Source organism: Shewanella sp. cp20 (assembly GCF_000832025.1).
In the GTDB taxonomy this organism is placed as follows: Bacteria; Pseudomonadota; Gammaproteobacteria; order Enterobacterales; family Shewanellaceae; genus Shewanella.
In genome coordinates, this window is the sequence record NZ_JPII01000016.1 from 25,080 (window position 1) to 42,347 (window position 17,268).

Genomic DNA, 17,268 nt, shown 5'->3' on the forward strand with positions numbered 1-17,268 from the left:
GGACAAGGGTGAAATGAGCAATATAAAGCTTATCGTAGGCTTGGCTAATCCAGGCGACAAATATGAGCGGACTCGGCACAACGCAGGTGCATGGTATGTCAACGAGCTGGCACGGGTTTGTGGTGTCAGCCTGGTGGCCGATAGCAAATACTTTGGCCTGACCGCCAGGGCGACCCTGTATGGTAAAGATGTACGCCTGTTGATCCCAACGACCTTTATGAACCTCAGTGGTAAGTCGGTGGGAGCCTTGGCAAACTTCTTTCGTATCGCCCCCGATGAGATCTTAGTGGCTCACGACGAGCTGGATATGCCGCCAGGCGTGGCTAAGTTTAAGTTGGGCGGGGGGCATGGTGGCCATAATGGCCTGAAAGATATCATCGCCAAGCTCGGTAACGACAAAGGTTTCTATCGCCTGCGTATCGGCATAGGGCATCCTGGCGACAAGAGCATGGTCAGCAACTATGTGCTGGGCAAGGCGCCGCAGACAGAGCAAGGCCTCATCGAAGAGGTGATTGACGAGGCGGTGCGTGCCACCGAGGTGCTTTTTAAGGAAGATATGAGTAAGGCGATGCACAGGTTGCACTCTTACAAGGCCGGCTAAGCCGATAACTCGGCAGTGAACAGCTTCATTATCGCTTAGGCGATAAGATTAATTGAATAAAGGTAATAATATGGGTTTTAAATGTGGCATCGTCGGCCTACCAAACGTAGGTAAATCGACTCTGTTCAACGCCTTGACCAAGGCGGGTATCGAAGCGTCAAACTTCCCGTTTTGTACGATCGAGCCTAACACGGGTGTAGTACCTGTGCCGGATCCACGTTTGGAGGCCCTGGCGGAAATCGTTAAGCCTGAACGTGTACTGCCAACCACCATGGAGTTCGTCGACATCGCCGGTCTAGTGGCGGGCGCCTCGAAAGGTGAAGGCCTGGGCAACAAGTTCCTGGCAAACATCCGTGAAACCGATGCTATCGGTCATGTGGTGCGCTGCTTCGAAGATGACAATATCGTACACGTGGCCAACAAGGTATCGCCTGCAAGCGACATCGAGGTGATCAACACAGAACTCGCGCTGGCCGACCTGGACTCTTGTGAGCGCGCCATCGTGCGTCAGCAAAAGCGTGCCAAGGGTGGCGATAAGGACGCTAAGTTCGAGGTGAGCGTACTTGAGAAGATGCGCCCCGTGCTGGATGAAGGTCACATGCTGCGTTCTATGGATCTCAGCAAAGAGGAGCTGGCGGCGGTTAACTACCTTAACTTCCTGACCCTCAAGCCGACCATGTATATCGCTAATGTTGCCGAAGATGGTTTCGAGAATAACCCGCATCTGGACGCGGTACGTGAGATCGCCACCAGAGAAAATGCGGTTGTGGTTGCTGTTTGTGCGGCGATCGAATCTGAGCTGGCCGAGATGGATGCCGAAGATCGTGACGAGTTCATGGCCGACCTGGGTCTGGAAGAGCCTGGCCTCGACCGCGTGATCCGCGCCGGTTACCAGCTGCTGGATCTACACACCTACTTTACCGCTGGCGTGAAAGAGGTTCGTGCCTGGACTGTACCTGTGGGAGCCTGTGCGCCGCAAGCCGCTGGCGTGATCCACACCGACTTCGAACGTGGCTTCATTCGTGCCCAGGTGATGTCTTATGATGACTTCATCGCCTATAAGGGTGAGGCGGGTGCCAAAGAAGCGGGTAAACTGCGCGTCGAAGGTAAGACCTATGTGGTTAAAGATGGCGATGTGATGCATTTCCTCTTCAACGTATAGGGTTAGCGCCGCGCTTAGCGGCGAAAACCGACAAGCGTTAAGCGGCTCGATACTCATTATCGGGCCGTTTTGCTTTCTCCGGCGGCTGAAAAAAGGCGTTAATTGCGGCTTTTTAGGGGCGAATTGCATAAGGCCTGTTCACTTTGGTGAGTTTATAGGCGAACGGCTAAGATAGTTTAAATTAGCGAAAAAAAGCTGTTGACCTGCCTACGCTGAATAAGCATAATACGCCCCGTTCCTCAGCAAGAGGGGCGCAAAATTACGATGGCTATGTAGCTCAGCTGGTTAGAGCACAGCACTCATAATGCTGGGGTCGCAGGTTCAAGTCCCGCCATAGCTACCATCTTTTCAAGATGCAAAACTGAACGAGTAGCAGGGCAGTGTCCCGACTTTAAAGGCTACCATCTCTTCAAGATGTAAAAATAGAAGCAAGTGCGGGAGTGGTGGAATTGGTAGACACGCCAGATTTAGGTTCTGGTGCCGCAAGGTGTGAGAGTTCAAGTCTCTCCTCCCGTACCATTTATTTTTGATTAGAGGTTGTCTACCTTTAGTCTTAAGCAAGAAAATTGGGGTATCGCCAAGCGGTAAGGCACCGGGTTTTGATCTCGGCATTCCTAGGTTCGAATCCTAGTACCCCAGCCATTTTCTCTTGCTTACTTTGATTCTTGGGGTATCGCCAAGCGGTAAGGCACCGGGTTTTGATCTCGGCATTCCTAGGTTCGAATCCTAGTACCCCAGCCATTTATCAGTAAGATAAATGTGGCTATGTAGCTCAGCTGGTTAGAGCACAGCACTCATAATGCTGGGGTCGCAGGTTCAAGTCCCGCCATAGCTACCATCTTATTCAAGGTAAATCCGCCGTTATCGGCGCCATCTGCTCGAGATGTTAAATTAGAGATTTGCTAGTTAGTTGAATGCTGAGTTGTTAAGACTTAACGTTCAGACATATGACTAGAACTATCCTTGTCAGGATATAAAACATAGATGCAGTGGATAAGTGGTGGCGTTGCCGATAGACACGCCAGATTTAACGCTGATTATCCTTGTCAGGATATAAAACATAGATGCAGTGCGGGAGTGGTGGAATTGGTAGACACGCCAGATTTAGGTTCTGGTGCCGCAAGGTGTGAGAGTTCAAGTCTCTCCTCCCGTACCATTATTTAGGCTTGCAGGTATCGCCTGTAACCCGAAAAAGCTTGTTGGGGTATCGCCAAGCGGTAAGGCACCGGGTTTTGATCTCGGCATTCCTAGGTTCGAATCCTAGTACCCCAGCCATTTTTATCTAGCTTAAGATTTAAAACTAAGCCATCTGATCAGATGTAAAGCGATGCGGGAGTGGTGGAATTGGTAGACACGCCAGATTTAGGTTCTGGTGCCGCAAGGTGTGAGAGTTCAAGTCTCTCCTCCCGTACCATTATTAAATACGAAGAGCCTGTCCAAGTGACAGGCTTTTTTGTATCTAGGATTTGAGCAATACTCTCTCTAAGCTTTTATCTAGCAAGCCTCTATGTAGTAATCCTCTGCCTAATCGACCTCTGCCTAGTTAGCCTTTACAAAGTTTCATATCTCATCAGGCCCTTTTAACGCTGTGAACCAGGTGGCTAGTCGCTGCTATGGCACTGTGATAGCATGAGTTTTTTATCACAGGGAGTGACTACCTTGAGCATTAAAACATTACTCAGCGGCCTGAGCCTGCTGGCGCTGAGCCCTCTGGTGCTGGCACAGCCCAGTACCTTAACCATAAAGCAAAATACCCAGCCTAAGTCTTCAGACCGCTATATTAGTGCGGTACACAAAGAGATAGAGACAAACAACATAGGGCTAGAAAAGACGCGCTATGCGATCCTGATGGGCATGTTGAACACTAAGGGATTTGCCTGGGTGTATGATGGCGAGGGAGAAGGCTATATCCTGGCGCGCTTCGATTATCGCGGTGATACCAATGTGATGCGCATCGAATACGATGAGTCGCTGGTACAGCTCAAGTATCAGGACGCCCTGGGTGATTATCAGTGTGCAAATCTCATCGAGGGGATCTGCTACAAGAATGGTCGGGGCTATTACAACTATATCAAGAACCTCAGAGCCAGCATCGCCAGACAGCTGAAGATGCGTTAAGGAAGGGTGAAGATGAATAAGATTATGCTAGGAATGCTCATTGGTCTGAGCCTTGCGGGCCCATTACAGGCCGAGGGGCTGCACATCTATCAAGATCCCATTCCGTTGGGGAGCTATGTGGCCGATTATGATGACATGCTAGATAAAGCCGTGTCGCGTAATCATTGGCGCTTCGAGCGCGAGGGCGATAAACGCTTCGCCAGGCTGAGTTATAAGACCTATGAGATCAATGTCGAGTTGGTCGAGAGTGATAGAGGGATCGCCATTATCCTGATCGATGCCAAGCGAGAAGGCTGCACTAAGAACTGTGACGTCGATATGAGGAAGGTGACAGGCTGGTTGGTTAAACTGCGCCGCGCCATCGCCTATGATCTCACCCTAGCGGTGCGTGATGACGCCTTGAGGCGCACGGTCAGATAAGAGTAGGCATAGATAAGCATTCGCTGAAACTAAGTCATGCTAGATACAAAAAAGCCACTCGATTGAGTGGCTTTTTTCTTTACCCTTGAAAGCGGGTGATTAGTGCTTAAACATCGCAGAGATAGACTCTTCGTTGCTTACGCGGCGAATAGCTTCTGCCATTACGCTAGACATGGTCAGCTGAGTCACCTTGTCCAGTGCCGCCATCTCTTCGCTTAGCGGGATGGTGTCGGTCACGATTACTTCATCGATCACTGACTCGGCGATGTTCTTAGGCGCATTGCCAGAGAATACAGGGTGAGTCGCATAGGCGAATACGCGGTTAGCACCGTGCTCTTTCAGGGCTTCGGCAGCCTTACACAGAGTACCACCGGTATCGATCATGTCGTCGACTATGATGCAGTCACGGCCTTGAACGTCACCAATGATGTGCATGACCTGGGCAACGTTTGCCTGTGGGCGACGCTTGTCGATGATAGCCAGATCTGAGTCGTCCAGTAGCTTGGCTACGGCGCGGGCACGTACAACACCACCGATATCGGGTGAAACCACGACAGGGTTGTCCAGTTCCTTACCCAGCATGTCTTCCAGCAGCACTGGGCTACCGAATACGTTGTCTACAGGTACATCGAAGAAGCCCTGGATCTGCTCGGCGTGCAGGTCACAGGTAAGTACGCGGTCAACACCTACGCTTGACAGGAAGTCGGCGACAACCTTAGCGGTAATAGGCACACGGGCACTGCGTACACGACGGTCTTGGCGAGCGTAACCGAAGTAAGGAATAACCGCAGTAATACGGCCAGCAGATGCGCGACGCAACGCGTCTACCATAACGATAAGTTCCATCAGGTTATCGTTAGTAGGTGCACAAGTAGATTGAATGATAAATACATCCGCCCCACGTACATTTTCGTTAATCTGGACACTGATTTCACCGTCACTGAAAACGCCAACCTCAGCGTCTCCGAGTTTACAAAATAGGCGATCTGCTATCTTCTTGGCGAGACTGGGGGTTGCGTTACCAGCAAATAGTTTAATGTCAGGCACTGTATGGACCTCAGGCGTATGCTTCATTGTAATGGTCGGGATAATAACCGCTTATCCCGCATGAACTTAGCGCTGCGCTAACCGCAACGCCAATGGTGATTTATTTGTCCCCTTGGCGATGAAACCGCACAAATCTGCCGGCAATTGGGCAAAAACTTGTTCTGCCTGCTGGCGCGTGTCGAAGATACCGAATACACATGCTCCGGTTCCCGTCATTCTGGACGGCGCATATTCTATCAGCCACGCCAATGCTTTGGCAACTTGGGGGTATTGCTGGGCGACACGAGCCTGGCAGTCGTTATGCCAGTCACTGCTCATTAAATCATCCATCGACAGCTTAGGAGTGTCCCGTGGCAGGAGAGGATCGTTAAACACCTCTGCGGTGGAAACGTGTACATCTGGTGTCAGGATGAGGTACCAGTCTTCCGGTGCCTCGACCGGAATCAACTTCTCGCCGACCCCTTCGGCAAATGCCGATAAACCATTAATAAAAACAGGGACATCAGCGCCGAGAGCTAGACCAATTTTAGCCAGTTCATCCTGCGACAGTTGAGTATTCCAAAGATGATTCAATGCGACCAGTGTGGTCGCCGCATCGGATGAGCCGCCGCCTATGCCGCCGCCCATTGGTAGTTTTTTATCCAACCAGATCTCGGCGCCCTGGTGGGTGCCGGTATAGTCCTGCAAGGATTTTGCAGCTTTTAGAATTAAGTTATCGCTATTTGCAACAACAGCTTCCATCTCTGAGTGCAGGGTTAGGGTGCCGCTGTTATTGATGGCAAAATCCAGGTGATCACAGTAGTCGATGAACTGGAACAGGGTCTGCAGCTCATGGTAGCCATCGGCGCGGCGGCCGTTGACGTGGAGAAACAGGTTGAGCTTAGCCGGTGCCGGCCAGGCGGTGGATCTATTGCTTGTCATTTCTCTATTCCGGTTGTGATGCTTTGATGGGCGTCGGTGTCAGCGCCTGCCATTGGCTTACCTGCAACTTTAAGCGTATCTCATTACGTTGCAGCTGTAGCTGTCTCGGTAGCTCGGCGCCGCTTTGGGTTTGCCAACTGCTGAAGCTAACGTGCCAGGGACTCTTGCCTGTGTGATTGAGTACTTCCATGGGACGCCCTAGCTGATCGACCGCGACCACTTCATCCTGGGGGGAGATTTGCCCTGTGATCCACAGGGGCAGGGTGTCGACCGGAATCGACCAGCCGGTGAGGCGCCTAAGCAGCTCTTCGGCATCTGTGTCCCGATACACCTTGTCTTCGATCTCCAGGCTTGCCTGGCTGGGGGTCTTGTTGAGGCTCATCACTGTGGTGCCCAGCATAGTGGTTAGGGTCAGCTCGTCATTGGTTTGGGTGTGGAACCAGTAGAGGTTAGTGCTGAATTTGTCGTCGGGGGTGCGCACCGCCAACTTGCCCTGGAGTTCCCAAGCCTTTGCCTGGCTAGCGCTTTTTACCTGCATGGGGGCATAGTCGATCGGTTTATGGGAGGCACAGCCGGTGAGGGTTATTAGGAGTAAGGCTGTAATGCTTGCCGATATTTTTGTGAAGTAGTTCAAATTATTCATCTATGACTAAAAGACCTGCGCATATCATACGAGGGCTGCCTACAAATACCAATGGCTAAGGGGCAAAATTCCTGCCAGCCTAGGCTAGGGTTAGCAATGGCTAATTTTATCCCGGGAGTAAGGGCTTGATTTTAAGCCTTAGGTTTAATAGAAAAAAGTTGTGACAAGCCAGATTATTATTCGGTTTTGTTAAGCGTATTCTGTTTTTAGTCGACTCAATTGCGTAGAATGACTGCCATTAAGTGAGATGATTCGGGCCAGCGTGCCGGTAGTCAATGAACTCGCAAGATTAACAGACCCTAGAGACCAGAAAGAGTCAGATGAGCCTTGTAGCAATCGGTATTAATCATAAAACAGCCACTGTAGACCTACGAGAAAAGGTAGCGTTTGCGCCTGATAAAATTCATGAAGCGATGAAGAGTCTTGCCAGTCGGACCAAGACGGGGGAGGCGGTGATCGTCTCAACCTGTAACCGCACCGAGCTCTATTGCAACACGGGTGACGAGGCGGATGTGATCAGCTGGCTGGAGTCTTATCATCAGTTATCCCACGAAGATGTATTGCCTTGCCTGTACAAGTATCAGGGACAGCAGGTAGTACAGCATCTGATGCGTGTCTCATCGGGACTCGACTCGCTAATTCTGGGTGAGCCGCAGATCTTAGGTCAGGTGAAGCAATCTTTTGTGAAGGCCAAAGAGGCTGGTACGGTTGCGGTGACCATGGACAGGCTGTTCCAAAATACCTTCTCGGTGGCCAAGAAGGTGCGCACGAGACAGAGATCGGCGCCGCCGCCGTGTCGGTTGCCTTCGCCGCCGTGAGCATGGCCAAACATATTTTCTCGGCGCTGAGCGCCACTAAGGTGCTGCTGATCGGCGCCGGTGAGACCATTGAGCTAGTGGCCCGCCACCTGAAAGACAATGGTGTCGACTCCATGATAGTCGCCAACCGTACCATTTCTCGCGCCGAAGCCATGTGCGAAGAGTTCGGTGCCACAGCAATTACGCTCGAACAGATACCAGATTTTCTCCCTAAGGCCGATATCGTGATATCCTCTACCGCCAGCCCATTACCTATACTGGGTAAAGGCATGGTAGAAAAAGCGCTTAAGCAGCGTCGTCATCAACCTATGTTATTGGTTGATATAGCAGTTCCTAGAGATATCGAGGCCGAGGTTGCCGATCTGGACGATGCCTTCTTATACACGGTTGACGATCTGCAAAGCATTATTGAACAGAATATGGCCTCCCGACGTGAGGCGGCCGAGAAAGCTGAATTAATTGTTGAAGAGGAATCTCATCAATTCATGGAATGGATTCGATCGTTAGAGTCGGTCGATAGCATTCGTGAATACCGAAGCCAGAGTATGGCGATCAAAGATGAGTTGGTGGAGCGAGCCATCAATAAGTTGGCCCAGGGGGGGGATAGCGAGCAGCTAATACTGGAACTGGCGAACAAGTTGACCAATAAGTTGATCCACGCCCCGACCCAGGCACTCACCCAGGCGAGCCGCCGCGGTGACCTCAACAGCCTAGGACAATTAAGATCAGCGCTCGGACTAGATAAAGACTAAGGTTAGCGTTGTAATGAAGGACAGTGTTATTCGCAAGCTCGAAGGCTTGCTGGAGCGTAATGAAGAGGTTTTGGCGCTGCTGAGTGATGCGGAAATCATCGCCGATCAGGAGCGTTTTCGCGCTCTGTCCAAAGAGTATTCCCAGCTCGAAGAGGTGGTAAAGAGCTTCAAGGCCTACCGCCAGGCGGAAGACGACCTTGCCTCGGCGCAAGAGATGCTGAGTGAGGATGACGCCGATCTGAAAGAGATGGCGCAAGAAGAGATTAAGGAAGCCAAGGCTACCCTCGAAGCCTTAGAAGGTGAGCTGCAGATCCTGCTGCTGCCTAAAGATCCAAAAGATGACAACAACGCCTTCATCGAGATCCGTGCCGGTGCCGGTGGCGACGAGGCGGCTATCTTTGCCGGTGACTTGTTCCGCATGTACAGCCGCTACTGCGAGGCTAACCGCTGGCAGATGGAGATCATGAACGCCAACGAAGGCGAACACGGTGGCTTCAAAGAGATCATCGTTAAAGTCTCTGGTGATGGCGTCTATGGCAAGCTCAAGTTTGAGTCTGGCGGCCACCGCGTGCAGCGTGTGCCTGAAACCGAGTCTCAAGGGCGAGTGCACACCTCGGCCTGTACCGTGGTGGTGATGCCTGAGATCCCAGAAGCCGAAGCGATTGAGATCAATCCTGCCGACCTTAAGGTCGATACCTTCCGCGCCTCGGGCGCCGGTGGTCAGCACGTTAACAAGACAGATTCTGCTATCCGTATTACCCATATTCCTTCAGGCATAGTGGTGGAGTGTCAGGATCAACGCTCGCAGCATAAAAACCGCGCCCAGGCCATGAGCGTCTTGGCCGCCCGTATTCAGGCGGTGGAAGATGAGAAGCGTCGCAGCGAAGAGGAATCGACACGTCGCAACCTGGTGGCCAGTGGTGATCGCTCGGAGCGTGTGCGTACCTATAACTTCCCGCAGGGACGTGTGAGCGAGCACAGAATCAACCTGACCCTCTATCGTCTCAACGAGGTGATGGAAGGTGATCTCGATGCCATCCTCGGCCCCTTGATGCAGGAAAACCAAGCCGACATGTTAGCAGCCCTTTCCGAAGGTTAATCTTGCTATCATTGCCGCTAGGTGATTAAGGATAAGCTTTGTTTCAGACGTTAGCACAGGCCCTCGATTGGGCAACTACTCAACTTTTTGAGGTTTCCGACAGCGCTAAGCTCGATGCCGAGGTGATGCTGCTGCATATCATTCATAAGCAGCGCAGTTACCTCTACACCTGGCCTGATGAGCGTTTGACCAGTGAGCAGGTGACCGAATACAAACAGATGGTGTCTCGGCGTAAGATAGGCACACCCATCGCCCATATTGTGGGCGAGCGGGAGTTCTGGTCGCTGCCCTTCATGGTCAATCCCACCACCTTGATTCCGCGTCCTGATACCGAGATATTGGTTGAAACCGCGCTCAACCTACCTCTGGCAGATAATGCCAAGGTGTTGGACTTAGGTACGGGCACAGGTGCTATCGCCTTGTCGCTGGCCTTCGAGCGTAACACCTGGCAGATCACCGCGGTCGATAAGGTCTCTGAAGCGGTAGCTCTGGCTAAGGCTAACCGGGACAATCTCAAGCTACCCCAGGTAGAAGTGTTGCAGAGCGACTGGTTCGATGCCATCAACCGCTATGACTTTAACCTGATCGTCTCCAATCCGCCTTATATCGATGAGGAAGATGAGCATCTGTCTCAGGGCGATGTGCGCTTCGAGCCCCACAGCGCCCTCACCGCGGGTGAACACGGCTATGCGGATCTCTTCCATATTGCCGAGGCCGCCCGCGATTATCTGGCGCCCGGTGGCTACCTGCTGCTGGAGCATGGCTTCGGCCAGGCACTCACTGTGCGCGACAAGATGATCGAGCTGGGTTATGAGGCCGTGGCGACGGTACGTGACTTTGGCAGCAACGACAGATGTACCTTAGGCCGCTGGCCAAGATAGCCGCCTTAGTTTCTATCTGATAAAAACAAAAAACGCCATGGGCCCGAGCCTGTGGCGTTTTTTTTAACTGCTGAATGAACATTACTCAATAAGTTAATACTTAATCAACAAGCTAATCCTTAATCAACAAGCTAGTAGGAGAGGTGCAAGGAGCACAGCGTGAAAATGATGGCAATGTGACTGACATTTACAGACGCTTGGTCATGAAGTATTTACAGCCCGTCGCGGGATACTGCTCCTGGGTCCACTCCAGTCGATAGCCTCTGGCCTCATAGAAGGAGAAGTGTGAATATACTTTCAGCCAAAGGGTCGTGTTAATCACTATAGGTATTACTAATGTCTAGGCCATCTAATGACTGCTTACGGTATCGAAGCTGCTCCTATCTATACGAAAATCACATTGTGACCAAATAATCGACAGCTGTAGGGGGCGTTGAACGTGGTATATACCCCTATTTTGATTGTCTTGAATCTAGACCGATTAACCGTCCATTATCGGCTTTATGATTTGAGCACAATTTAAGAAGTAAAGTGAGGAGGGCTGTGTTTTTGGAAGAACAATGTTTTTTATTTGTGTTTATTGTTGACTATTTGTTTTAACTGGGTAGTTTTGTTGTTGTCAGGTTAACTCCTTGATGTATTTAAGTTTGAGAACTCGATGTGATTAAGGAAATCGAGTGATAATAATCTAATGGAATGAAGAATATGACAGCAATAAGTAATATATCAAACGCGGTAAGAGTGGCTTTATTTGCTACTACTGGCGTGGCTTTGTTGGCAAGTTCCAGTGTTTATGCTGAAGAAGAACAACAAATAGAACGTATCGAAGTTACTGGTTCAAAAATTAAGCGTATTGGTGAGCTATCTCCAACGCCAATTACAGTGATTACGGGTGCACAAATGATGGAGATGGGTATCACTAACGTTGCTGATATCTTAAATAAGCTTCCGTCTTCAACTGTTGGCATTTCGCCAGAAACTTCTAATAATACTATTTTTGCCAGCGGGTTAAATAAGACTAACCTGCGTGGTCTAGGTAGTGACCGTACACTTGTTTTGGTTAATGGCCGTCGCTTTGTGGCAGGCTCAAGTGGTGACTCAGCGGTGGATTTGAATACCATTCCTACCGCGATGGTTGCTCGTATGGAGGTCATTACTGGAGGTGCTTCTGCGGTTTACGGTTCTGATGCAATCGCAGGTGTGATTAATATTATTACTCGTGACGATGTTCAAGGTGTGGAGCTTGATGCTTCTTATACGCAACCAGAACAGAGTGGTGGGGAAGAGAGCCAATTTTCTGTAACCGCTGGCGGCGAATTTCTTGATGACAAACTTTCAACAGTTTTCAACTTTACCTATGCAAAGCAGAAAGAGTTACGTCCTACCGACAGAGACTTTTTAAACAACCCTGTTAATAGTATTTATAATCCTGATATGTCGGAAGGTGCTCCTGCACGAATTCCATACTATGGACGTAAACCGCTTTCTTGGATTAATGAAGCTGGTACATTCTTTGCCAATGATGGTGAGCAGTATACTTTTGATAAAGACGGAAACATGAAAATCTTCGATTATGGAGAAGGTTTGATTGAGGGGCCGGGTAACAATGGTAACTACTGTGGACCAAGCTGTGAAGGCTATGATCCTGTCGATTATGGACAAATCCGTACGCCGCTGGAGCGTAAGGTGTTCACATTAAATACCGATTATGAGATTAATGATAATCATAAGTTATTTTCTGAAATTACTTATGTAGATTATCAGTCCAATGGTGAGAGTACACCTGTTTTCCATACAAGCAATAGATTATACGCGGATAACGCTTTCCTTACTGATGAAGCTCGTCAGTTGATGACAGATACAGGTATGTCAAGCCTAAACCTTTATCGTATAGATAGAGAATTTGGCAATCGTACTTATAATCAAGATCGTGAAACACTGCGTGTCCTTGTTGGTATCGAAGGTGTTATCAGTGAAAATTGGGATTACTCTTTCCACGCTCAACGAGGTCAGCTAGATGAGACGACTGTTTGGGAAGGTGAAATTTGGGCTGATCGTTACAATCAAGCTAAAGATGCTGTTTTTGCTGCAGACGGCAGCATAGTTTGTCGTGATGCTGATGCTCAAGCTGCTGGATGTGTTCCGCTAAATCTATTTGGTGAGAACCAGGCAAGCCAAGAAGCAATTGATTGGGTTAGCACGAGCGCTGGTCGTACAGCGAAGACAACACAAACTACAGCAGGTTTAGTGATTAATGGTACAATGTTTGAGCTGCCTGCAGGATATGTCAGTGCTGCATTTAGTGCCGATTATCGTAAAGAAGAGTCGGAAACTACACCAGATCAGGCTCTTATCGATGGTACTATTTTTGGCAACACAGCTAACCCAATGAAAGGTGAGTATGATGTCACTGAGCTTGCCGTTGAATTTAGTATTCCATTATTGTCAGATACCTTCCTTGCGTATGATTTAGGTCTAGATCTAGCTTATCGCTGGATGGATTACAGCACTGCTGGTCAAGATGATGCGTGGAAAGTCGGCTTAAACTGGGCACCTATCGAAGATCTTCGTATTCGTGCTACTAAGTCAAAATCGGTTCGAGCTCCTAACATTAGTGAACTGTTTGACCCAGCAGGGCAAACATTCTCTAGCTTCACAGACGTGTGTGACAAAATTAACGTCGAGTTAGGACCCAATGAGAATCGTAAGAAAAACTGTCAAGCCGCTGGTTTACCTGCAGGCTGGAACCCAAGTGATGAGTGGTATTTAAGTAATCACCCGGGTAGCAATGCTGGTAACCCAGATCTAAAAGCTGAAACTTCTAACGATTACACAATTGGTGCTATCTATACCCCAAGCTATGTTGAAGGTTTGTCTTTAACCGTCGATTACTGGGCTTTTGAGATCACTGATGCGATTGAGTATATTGACGTAGCTACTGCAGTTCGTTATTGCTACGACTCTGAATCATTGGATAATGTTTACTGTAGCCGCTTTACCCGTGACGCCTCCACTGGTGACATCATCGACTTTGTACAATCGCCAGTTAACTCAGCGTCATTTGACGTTAAGGGTGTAGATATTGAAGCCGTATACGATATTCCAACGGATAATTTTGGTGACTTCAAGGTTCATGTTATCGCAACATATCTAGAGAAGTGGGAAACGAATCCAACAGGATTTGATGCAGATCTTCAGGTCGATGTTGGTGAGTATACTGATCCACGTTGGAAGGCGATGTTTAGTCTTGGATGGGAATATGATGCGCTAAGCCTAGAGGCTAGAAGCAACTACCGTCATTCAGCAGTCGCCTCTAATGATTGGAAGCCTGAGAACAACAACTATAACGACATTCCGTCGCATACAGTTTGGGACTTCACAGGCGCATATGATTTCACCGAATCGTTTTCTCTTCGTTTCGGTGTGAAGAATGTGTTCGATATCGCGCCGCCACGTAATCCATATGTTTATGATGGAGACGGTTATTATGACACTAACGGGCGTGCATTCTTCCTAGGTGCAAACTATAAGCTATAACCTAATTTTTAGGATGTAAGTTATAGAAACAGAAAAACCAGTTGTTCAAAGCAACTGGTTTTTTTATTGCAAATCAGAAAGTAAATACTATCGATGCGCCTTAGTTTTTAGCTGTAGTCAGAAATTAAAAAGCACTACTTTGATAAAAGCTTGGTCATGAAGTATTTACAGCCCGTCGCAGGGTACTGCTCTTGGGTCCACTCCAGTCGATAGCCTCTGGCCTCGTAGAAGGGCCGCGCCTGAAAGTTTAAGGTATCCAGGATGGCATAGATACAGCCTCGCTCCCTGGCAATACGTTCGGCTGCTGCCAGCATCTTGCTGCCGATATGCTGGCCTCTGAGAGACTCGCTCACCCAGAAGTTATCTATCATCAGCCAGTTGCCGAAGGTGCGAGCCGACAGGCCGGCGATCAGCTCGCCCGCCTCATTCTCAAGCTTTAGGCCCAGGGGTAAGCGCTCGCTCACTTCCCAACGTTGCCAGTTAAATTCGGCGATTTTCTGTTTGACGGTATCGGCAAATTCGCTGGAATCGTCATGGGTAAAGTTGATTTTGCTATCTGTGTTCAAGTGACATTTCCTTTATGAAAAATATCTAGAGGCATTATCGCTAAGAATCAAGAGTATGATATTGGTGCCCCGGCCTTTGATCGGGTACACTAGCGCCTTTGTGAGCCACGAAAGAAGATATAATGGACAGTTTATACCCAGCTATTAAGCATATACACCTCACCCTGATTAGCGTGAGTGTGCTGTTTTTTATCGTACGATTTGTGCTGCATCTTAAACAATCTGCCATCATGGACAAGAAGTTTGTTAAGATTGCGCCCCATGTGATCGATACCTTCCTGCTGCTCTCCGGTCTAACCCTGTGCTTCATCATCAAGCAGTATCCGTTGCAGGATGCCTGGCTGACCGAGAAGATAGGCGCAGTGATCGCTTACATCTTCCTGGCGGCTATCTCGCTCAAGGCTAACCGTAACAAACTATTCAAGACTTTCGCGGCTTTGGGCGCGCTGGCTTGGGTGATGTACGCCGCTAAGTTAGCCATGTTCAAACAAGCAATATTAATGAGCTAATGACAAACCTGATCTTAAATGAGGCGCTCTCTCTGCCAGAGAGCGCCTTTGATATTTCCGAGCACCTGGGATTTTCCGATAAGGAAGCGGCAAAGTGGGCCTGGTATGAGCTGGCCGGCTCGGTACTTAGCCACTATCTGGTGGACCGAGAGGCCCGTCTGGACGCCTTGCTCAAATGGTTTTACCAGGATCTTGGTTTCTGCGCACGCGAGTCCTATTTCAGCACCGAGGCGGCAGATCTGGCCAGCTGTATCACCACGCGTCAGGGTAACAGTACCACGCTGGCGACTGTGCTTATGCTGCTGGGTAAGCAGTTGGATCTGGTGTTGCAGCCTCTGCTGTTGCCGGGGACCACAGTGCTCAGTTGCCGCATCGACGACAATGTGCGCTATATCGACCCGCTGACCGGGCAACCTCTGACTCGTCACCAGCTACACGTGTTGGTGCGCGGCGAGTTAGGTAACGGCGCCCCATTTAAGCCGCGTTACCTTAAGCCCGCTAGCCTCAAGCGTCTATTGTCACGCATGCTACACGAACTCAAGGCCGGCGCCATCTTGGCGAGCCAGTTTGAGAGCGCCATGGAGTGTTGTAACTTACTGCTGCAGTGGCATGAAGATGACCTGAATCTCAACCGAGAACGGGCCTTTATCGCCCAACAGCTTGGCTGTATCAGTGTCGCGGCGGCGGATCTGAGACACTTTGTCGATAACAGCCCCCATGACCCAGTGACCGAGCTGGTGAAATTACAGCTAAAAGAGCTCAACGACGAGGTTGAGGTCTATCATTAACCCTCAGGGGCCAGGCCGGGAAGGCCTGACCCGGGGCAAAATTTACCATGGGCGCCACAAGGTGCCTGCGGCCATCGCTATAACTACAACAATAAATAACGAATAGAAAAATAAAAGGGAGATGAGATGAGCAGTACCGCATTAGTCAGTAATGACGCCACAGCCTTAGTCACCAATGACGCCACTGGCCTGGGCCTGCTGGCGGTGATCTTAGGATTCGTGTTTTACACCAACAGCAGCCAACACCCATTCTGGGTGAAGTTCTACCGTTTTATTCCTGCGCTGCTGCTCTGCTACTTCTTGCCTTCACTGCTTAACTCTTTCCATATTCTGGATGGCGATACGTCAAACCTCTACTTTGTCGCCTCCCGCTATCTATTGCCTGCCTGTCTGGTGCTGCTGATCTTAAGTGTCGACCTCAAGGCGATCCTTAGCCTGGGCCCCAAGGCGATTGTGATGTTTTTAACCGGCACAGTCGGCATAGTGATAGGTGGCCCCATCGCCTTACTTATTGTATCGACCCTCAACCCAGAGATTCTCGGGGTGAGCGGCCCGGACGCGGTCTGGCGCGGCATGACCACTCTGGCCGGTAGCTGGATCGGCGGCGGCGCCAACCAGGCGGCGATGAAGGAGATCTACGAGGCCGGTGGCAACATCTTCTCTATCATGGTGACGGTCGATGTGATCGTGGCCAACATCTGGATGGCCGTGCTGCTGTTTATGGCCTCTAAGGCCAAGGAGATAGATGCTAAGACTGGCGCCGATACCCGCGCCATCGAGACGCTTAAGTTGAAGGTGGAGAAGTATCATGCCGAAAATGCCCGTATCGCCAGCCTACGAGATCTGATGATGATCGTCGCCGTGGGCTTTGGTATAACGGGTCTTGCCCATGTGATCGCCGATTTCCTGGGGCCCTTCTTCGAGGCGAACTATCCCTGGACCCGCGACTACAGCCTAACCTCTAAGTTCTTCTGGCTGATCGTGACAGTGACCACCATAGGTCTGGCCATGTCGTTCACCCCAGTGCGCCATCTCGAGGCGGCTGGCGCCTCTAAGGTCGCCTCGGCCTTCCTCTATATTCTGGTGGCGACTATCGGCCTGCATATGGATGTGTTGAAACTGTTCGACCCGGCCAACCTCTGGTATTTCGCCATCGGCATCATTTGGATGGTCGTCCATGCCGGTTTCATGTTGCTGGTGGCCAAGCTGATTCGTGCACCGCTGTTTTATATGGCGGTGGGCAGTCAGGCTAACGTGGGCGGCGCCGCCTCTGCGCCCGTGGTGGCCGCAGCTTTCCATCCGGCCCTGGCACCTGTCGGTGTACTCCTGGCCGTATTAGGCTATGCTGTAGGCACCTATATGGCCTGGGTGTGTGGTCAGATTTTGCAGGTCGTAGCCCAGTAATA

At 50.2% G+C, this 17,268-nt stretch carries 15 protein-coding genes, 8 tRNA genes and 1 pseudogene; 19 read left to right on the forward strand and 5 right to left on the reverse strand.

Annotated features, from left to right (window positions below; translation table 11 throughout):
* The first annotated feature begins 13 nt into the window (after positions 1 to 13).
* From pth to DB48_RS04045, 12 genes are all read left to right on the forward strand, one after another.
* Positions 14 to 601, forward strand: a complete 588-nt coding sequence (gene pth / locus DB48_RS03990; protein WP_041509040.1) for an aminoacyl-tRNA hydrolase — start codon at positions 14 to 16, stop codon at positions 599 to 601.
* 70 nt (positions 602 to 671) lie between these two features.
* Positions 672 to 1,763, forward strand: a complete 1,092-nt coding sequence (gene ychF / locus DB48_RS03995) for a redox-regulated ATPase YchF (RefSeq protein WP_041509041.1) — start codon at positions 672 to 674, stop codon at positions 1,761 to 1,763.
* A 266-nt stretch (positions 1,764 to 2,029) separates the two neighbouring features.
* A tRNA-Met gene (locus DB48_RS04000) sits at positions 2,030 to 2,106 on the forward strand.
* 91 nt (positions 2,107 to 2,197) lie between these two features.
* Positions 2,198 to 2,282: transfer RNA gene (locus DB48_RS04005), tRNA-Leu, on the forward strand.
* Positions 2,283 to 2,330: 48 nt separating this feature from the next.
* Positions 2,331 to 2,405 (forward strand) — tRNA-Gln (locus DB48_RS04010).
* 24 nt (positions 2,406 to 2,429) lie between these two features.
* Positions 2,430 to 2,504, forward strand: a tRNA-Gln gene (locus DB48_RS04015).
* 20 nt (positions 2,505 to 2,524) lie between these two features.
* A tRNA-Met gene (locus DB48_RS04020) sits at positions 2,525 to 2,601 on the forward strand.
* Between the two features lie 233 nt (positions 2,602 to 2,834).
* Positions 2,835 to 2,919: transfer RNA gene (locus tag DB48_RS04025), tRNA-Leu, on the forward strand.
* Between the two features lie 44 nt (positions 2,920 to 2,963).
* A tRNA-Gln gene (locus DB48_RS04030) sits at positions 2,964 to 3,038 on the forward strand.
* Positions 3,039 to 3,092: 54 nt separating this feature from the next.
* Positions 3,093 to 3,177, forward strand: a tRNA-Leu gene (locus DB48_RS04035).
* Positions 3,178 to 3,413: 236 nt separating this feature from the next.
* Entirely contained in the window at positions 3,414 to 3,881 is a 468-nt protein-coding gene (locus DB48_RS04040) for a hypothetical protein (RefSeq protein WP_235375339.1), read from the forward strand.
* Between the two features lie 12 nt (positions 3,882 to 3,893).
* Complete coding sequence (locus DB48_RS04045; RefSeq protein ID WP_041509043.1) at positions 3,894 to 4,301, forward strand: hypothetical protein; 408 nt, start codon at positions 3,894 to 3,896, stop codon at positions 4,299 to 4,301.
* Between the two features lie 99 nt (positions 4,302 to 4,400).
* Here the strand turns inward: DB48_RS04045 and DB48_RS04050 are convergent, their stop codons facing one another.
* The 3 genes from DB48_RS04050 to lolB form a co-directional block, all read right to left on the reverse strand.
* A complete protein-coding gene (locus tag DB48_RS04050) occupies positions 4,401 to 5,348 on the reverse strand; it encodes a ribose-phosphate pyrophosphokinase (RefSeq protein ID WP_041509157.1) in 948 nt (315 codons plus the stop codon).
* A gap of 66 nt (positions 5,349 to 5,414) precedes the next feature.
* Positions 5,415 to 6,269, reverse strand: coding sequence for a 4-(cytidine 5'-diphospho)-2-C-methyl-D-erythritol kinase (gene ispE, locus DB48_RS04055; protein WP_041509044.1), 855 nt, complete (start codon positions 6,267 to 6,269; stop codon positions 5,415 to 5,417).
* 4 nt (positions 6,270 to 6,273) lie between these two features.
* Positions 6,274 to 6,912 carry a lipoprotein insertase outer membrane protein LolB gene (gene lolB, locus DB48_RS04060; RefSeq protein WP_041509045.1) on the reverse strand — a complete coding sequence of 213 codons (639 nt, stop codon included), beginning with the start codon at positions 6,910 to 6,912 and terminating at the stop codon, positions 6,274 to 6,276.
* A 320-nt stretch (positions 6,913 to 7,232) separates the two neighbouring features.
* Here lolB and hemA point away from each other — a divergent pair.
* The 3 genes and pseudogenes from hemA (at position 7,233) to prmC (ending at position 10,462) form a co-directional block, all read left to right on the forward strand.
* Positions 7,233 to 8,482: pseudogene (gene hemA, locus DB48_RS04065) on the forward strand (glutamyl-tRNA reductase).
* 13 nt (positions 8,483 to 8,495) lie between these two features.
* Positions 8,496 to 9,581, forward strand: a complete 1,086-nt coding sequence (prfA, locus tag DB48_RS04070; RefSeq protein ID WP_041509046.1) for a peptide chain release factor 1 — start codon at positions 8,496 to 8,498, stop codon at positions 9,579 to 9,581.
* Positions 9,582 to 9,619: 38 nt separating this feature from the next.
* Positions 9,620 to 10,462 carry a peptide chain release factor N(5)-glutamine methyltransferase gene (gene prmC, locus DB48_RS04075; RefSeq protein WP_041509047.1) on the forward strand — a complete coding sequence of 281 codons (843 nt, stop codon included), beginning with the start codon at positions 9,620 to 9,622 and terminating at the stop codon, positions 10,460 to 10,462.
* A 187-nt stretch (positions 10,463 to 10,649) separates the two neighbouring features.
* On the opposite strand, the gene DB48_RS20490 is transcribed toward prmC, so the two are convergent.
* Positions 10,650 to 10,784 (reverse strand): hypothetical protein, encoded by a 135-nt coding sequence (locus DB48_RS20490; protein ID WP_268747950.1) that lies wholly within the window; start codon positions 10,782 to 10,784, stop codon positions 10,650 to 10,652.
* 383 nt (positions 10,785 to 11,167) lie between these two features.
* On the opposite strand from DB48_RS20490, the gene DB48_RS04080 reads away from it, so the two are divergent.
* The gene (locus DB48_RS04080; protein WP_041509158.1) at positions 11,168 to 13,999 is read left to right on the forward strand and encodes a TonB-dependent receptor domain-containing protein; all 2,832 of its coding nucleotides are present in this window, start codon (positions 11,168 to 11,170) and stop codon (positions 13,997 to 13,999) included.
* Positions 14,000 to 14,133: 134 nt separating this feature from the next.
* Here DB48_RS04080 and DB48_RS04085 read toward each other — a convergent pair whose 3' ends face one another.
* Positions 14,134 to 14,565, reverse strand: coding sequence for a GNAT family N-acetyltransferase (locus DB48_RS04085; protein ID WP_041509048.1), 432 nt, complete (start codon positions 14,563 to 14,565; stop codon positions 14,134 to 14,136).
* Positions 14,566 to 14,687: 122 nt separating this feature from the next.
* Here DB48_RS04085 and DB48_RS04090 point away from each other — a divergent pair, with 122 nt between their 5' ends.
* The 3 genes from DB48_RS04090 to DB48_RS04100 all read left to right on the forward strand — a co-directional run bounded on the left by DB48_RS04090 (position 14,688) and on the right by DB48_RS04100 (position 17,266).
* Positions 14,688 to 15,074, forward strand: coding sequence for a SirB2 family protein (locus DB48_RS04090; protein ID WP_041509049.1), 387 nt, complete (start codon positions 14,688 to 14,690; stop codon positions 15,072 to 15,074).
* Positions 15,074 to 15,862 (forward strand): transglutaminase family protein, encoded by a 789-nt coding sequence (locus DB48_RS04095; protein ID WP_041509050.1) that lies wholly within the window; start codon positions 15,074 to 15,076, stop codon positions 15,860 to 15,862. Before DB48_RS04090 ends, DB48_RS04095 begins: the two co-directional genes overlap by 1 nt.
* 126 nt (positions 15,863 to 15,988) lie before the next feature.
* A complete protein-coding gene (locus DB48_RS04100) occupies positions 15,989 to 17,266 on the forward strand; it encodes a DUF819 family protein (protein ID WP_041509051.1) in 1,278 nt (425 codons plus the stop codon).
* Positions 17,267 to 17,268 lie beyond the last annotated feature (2 nt).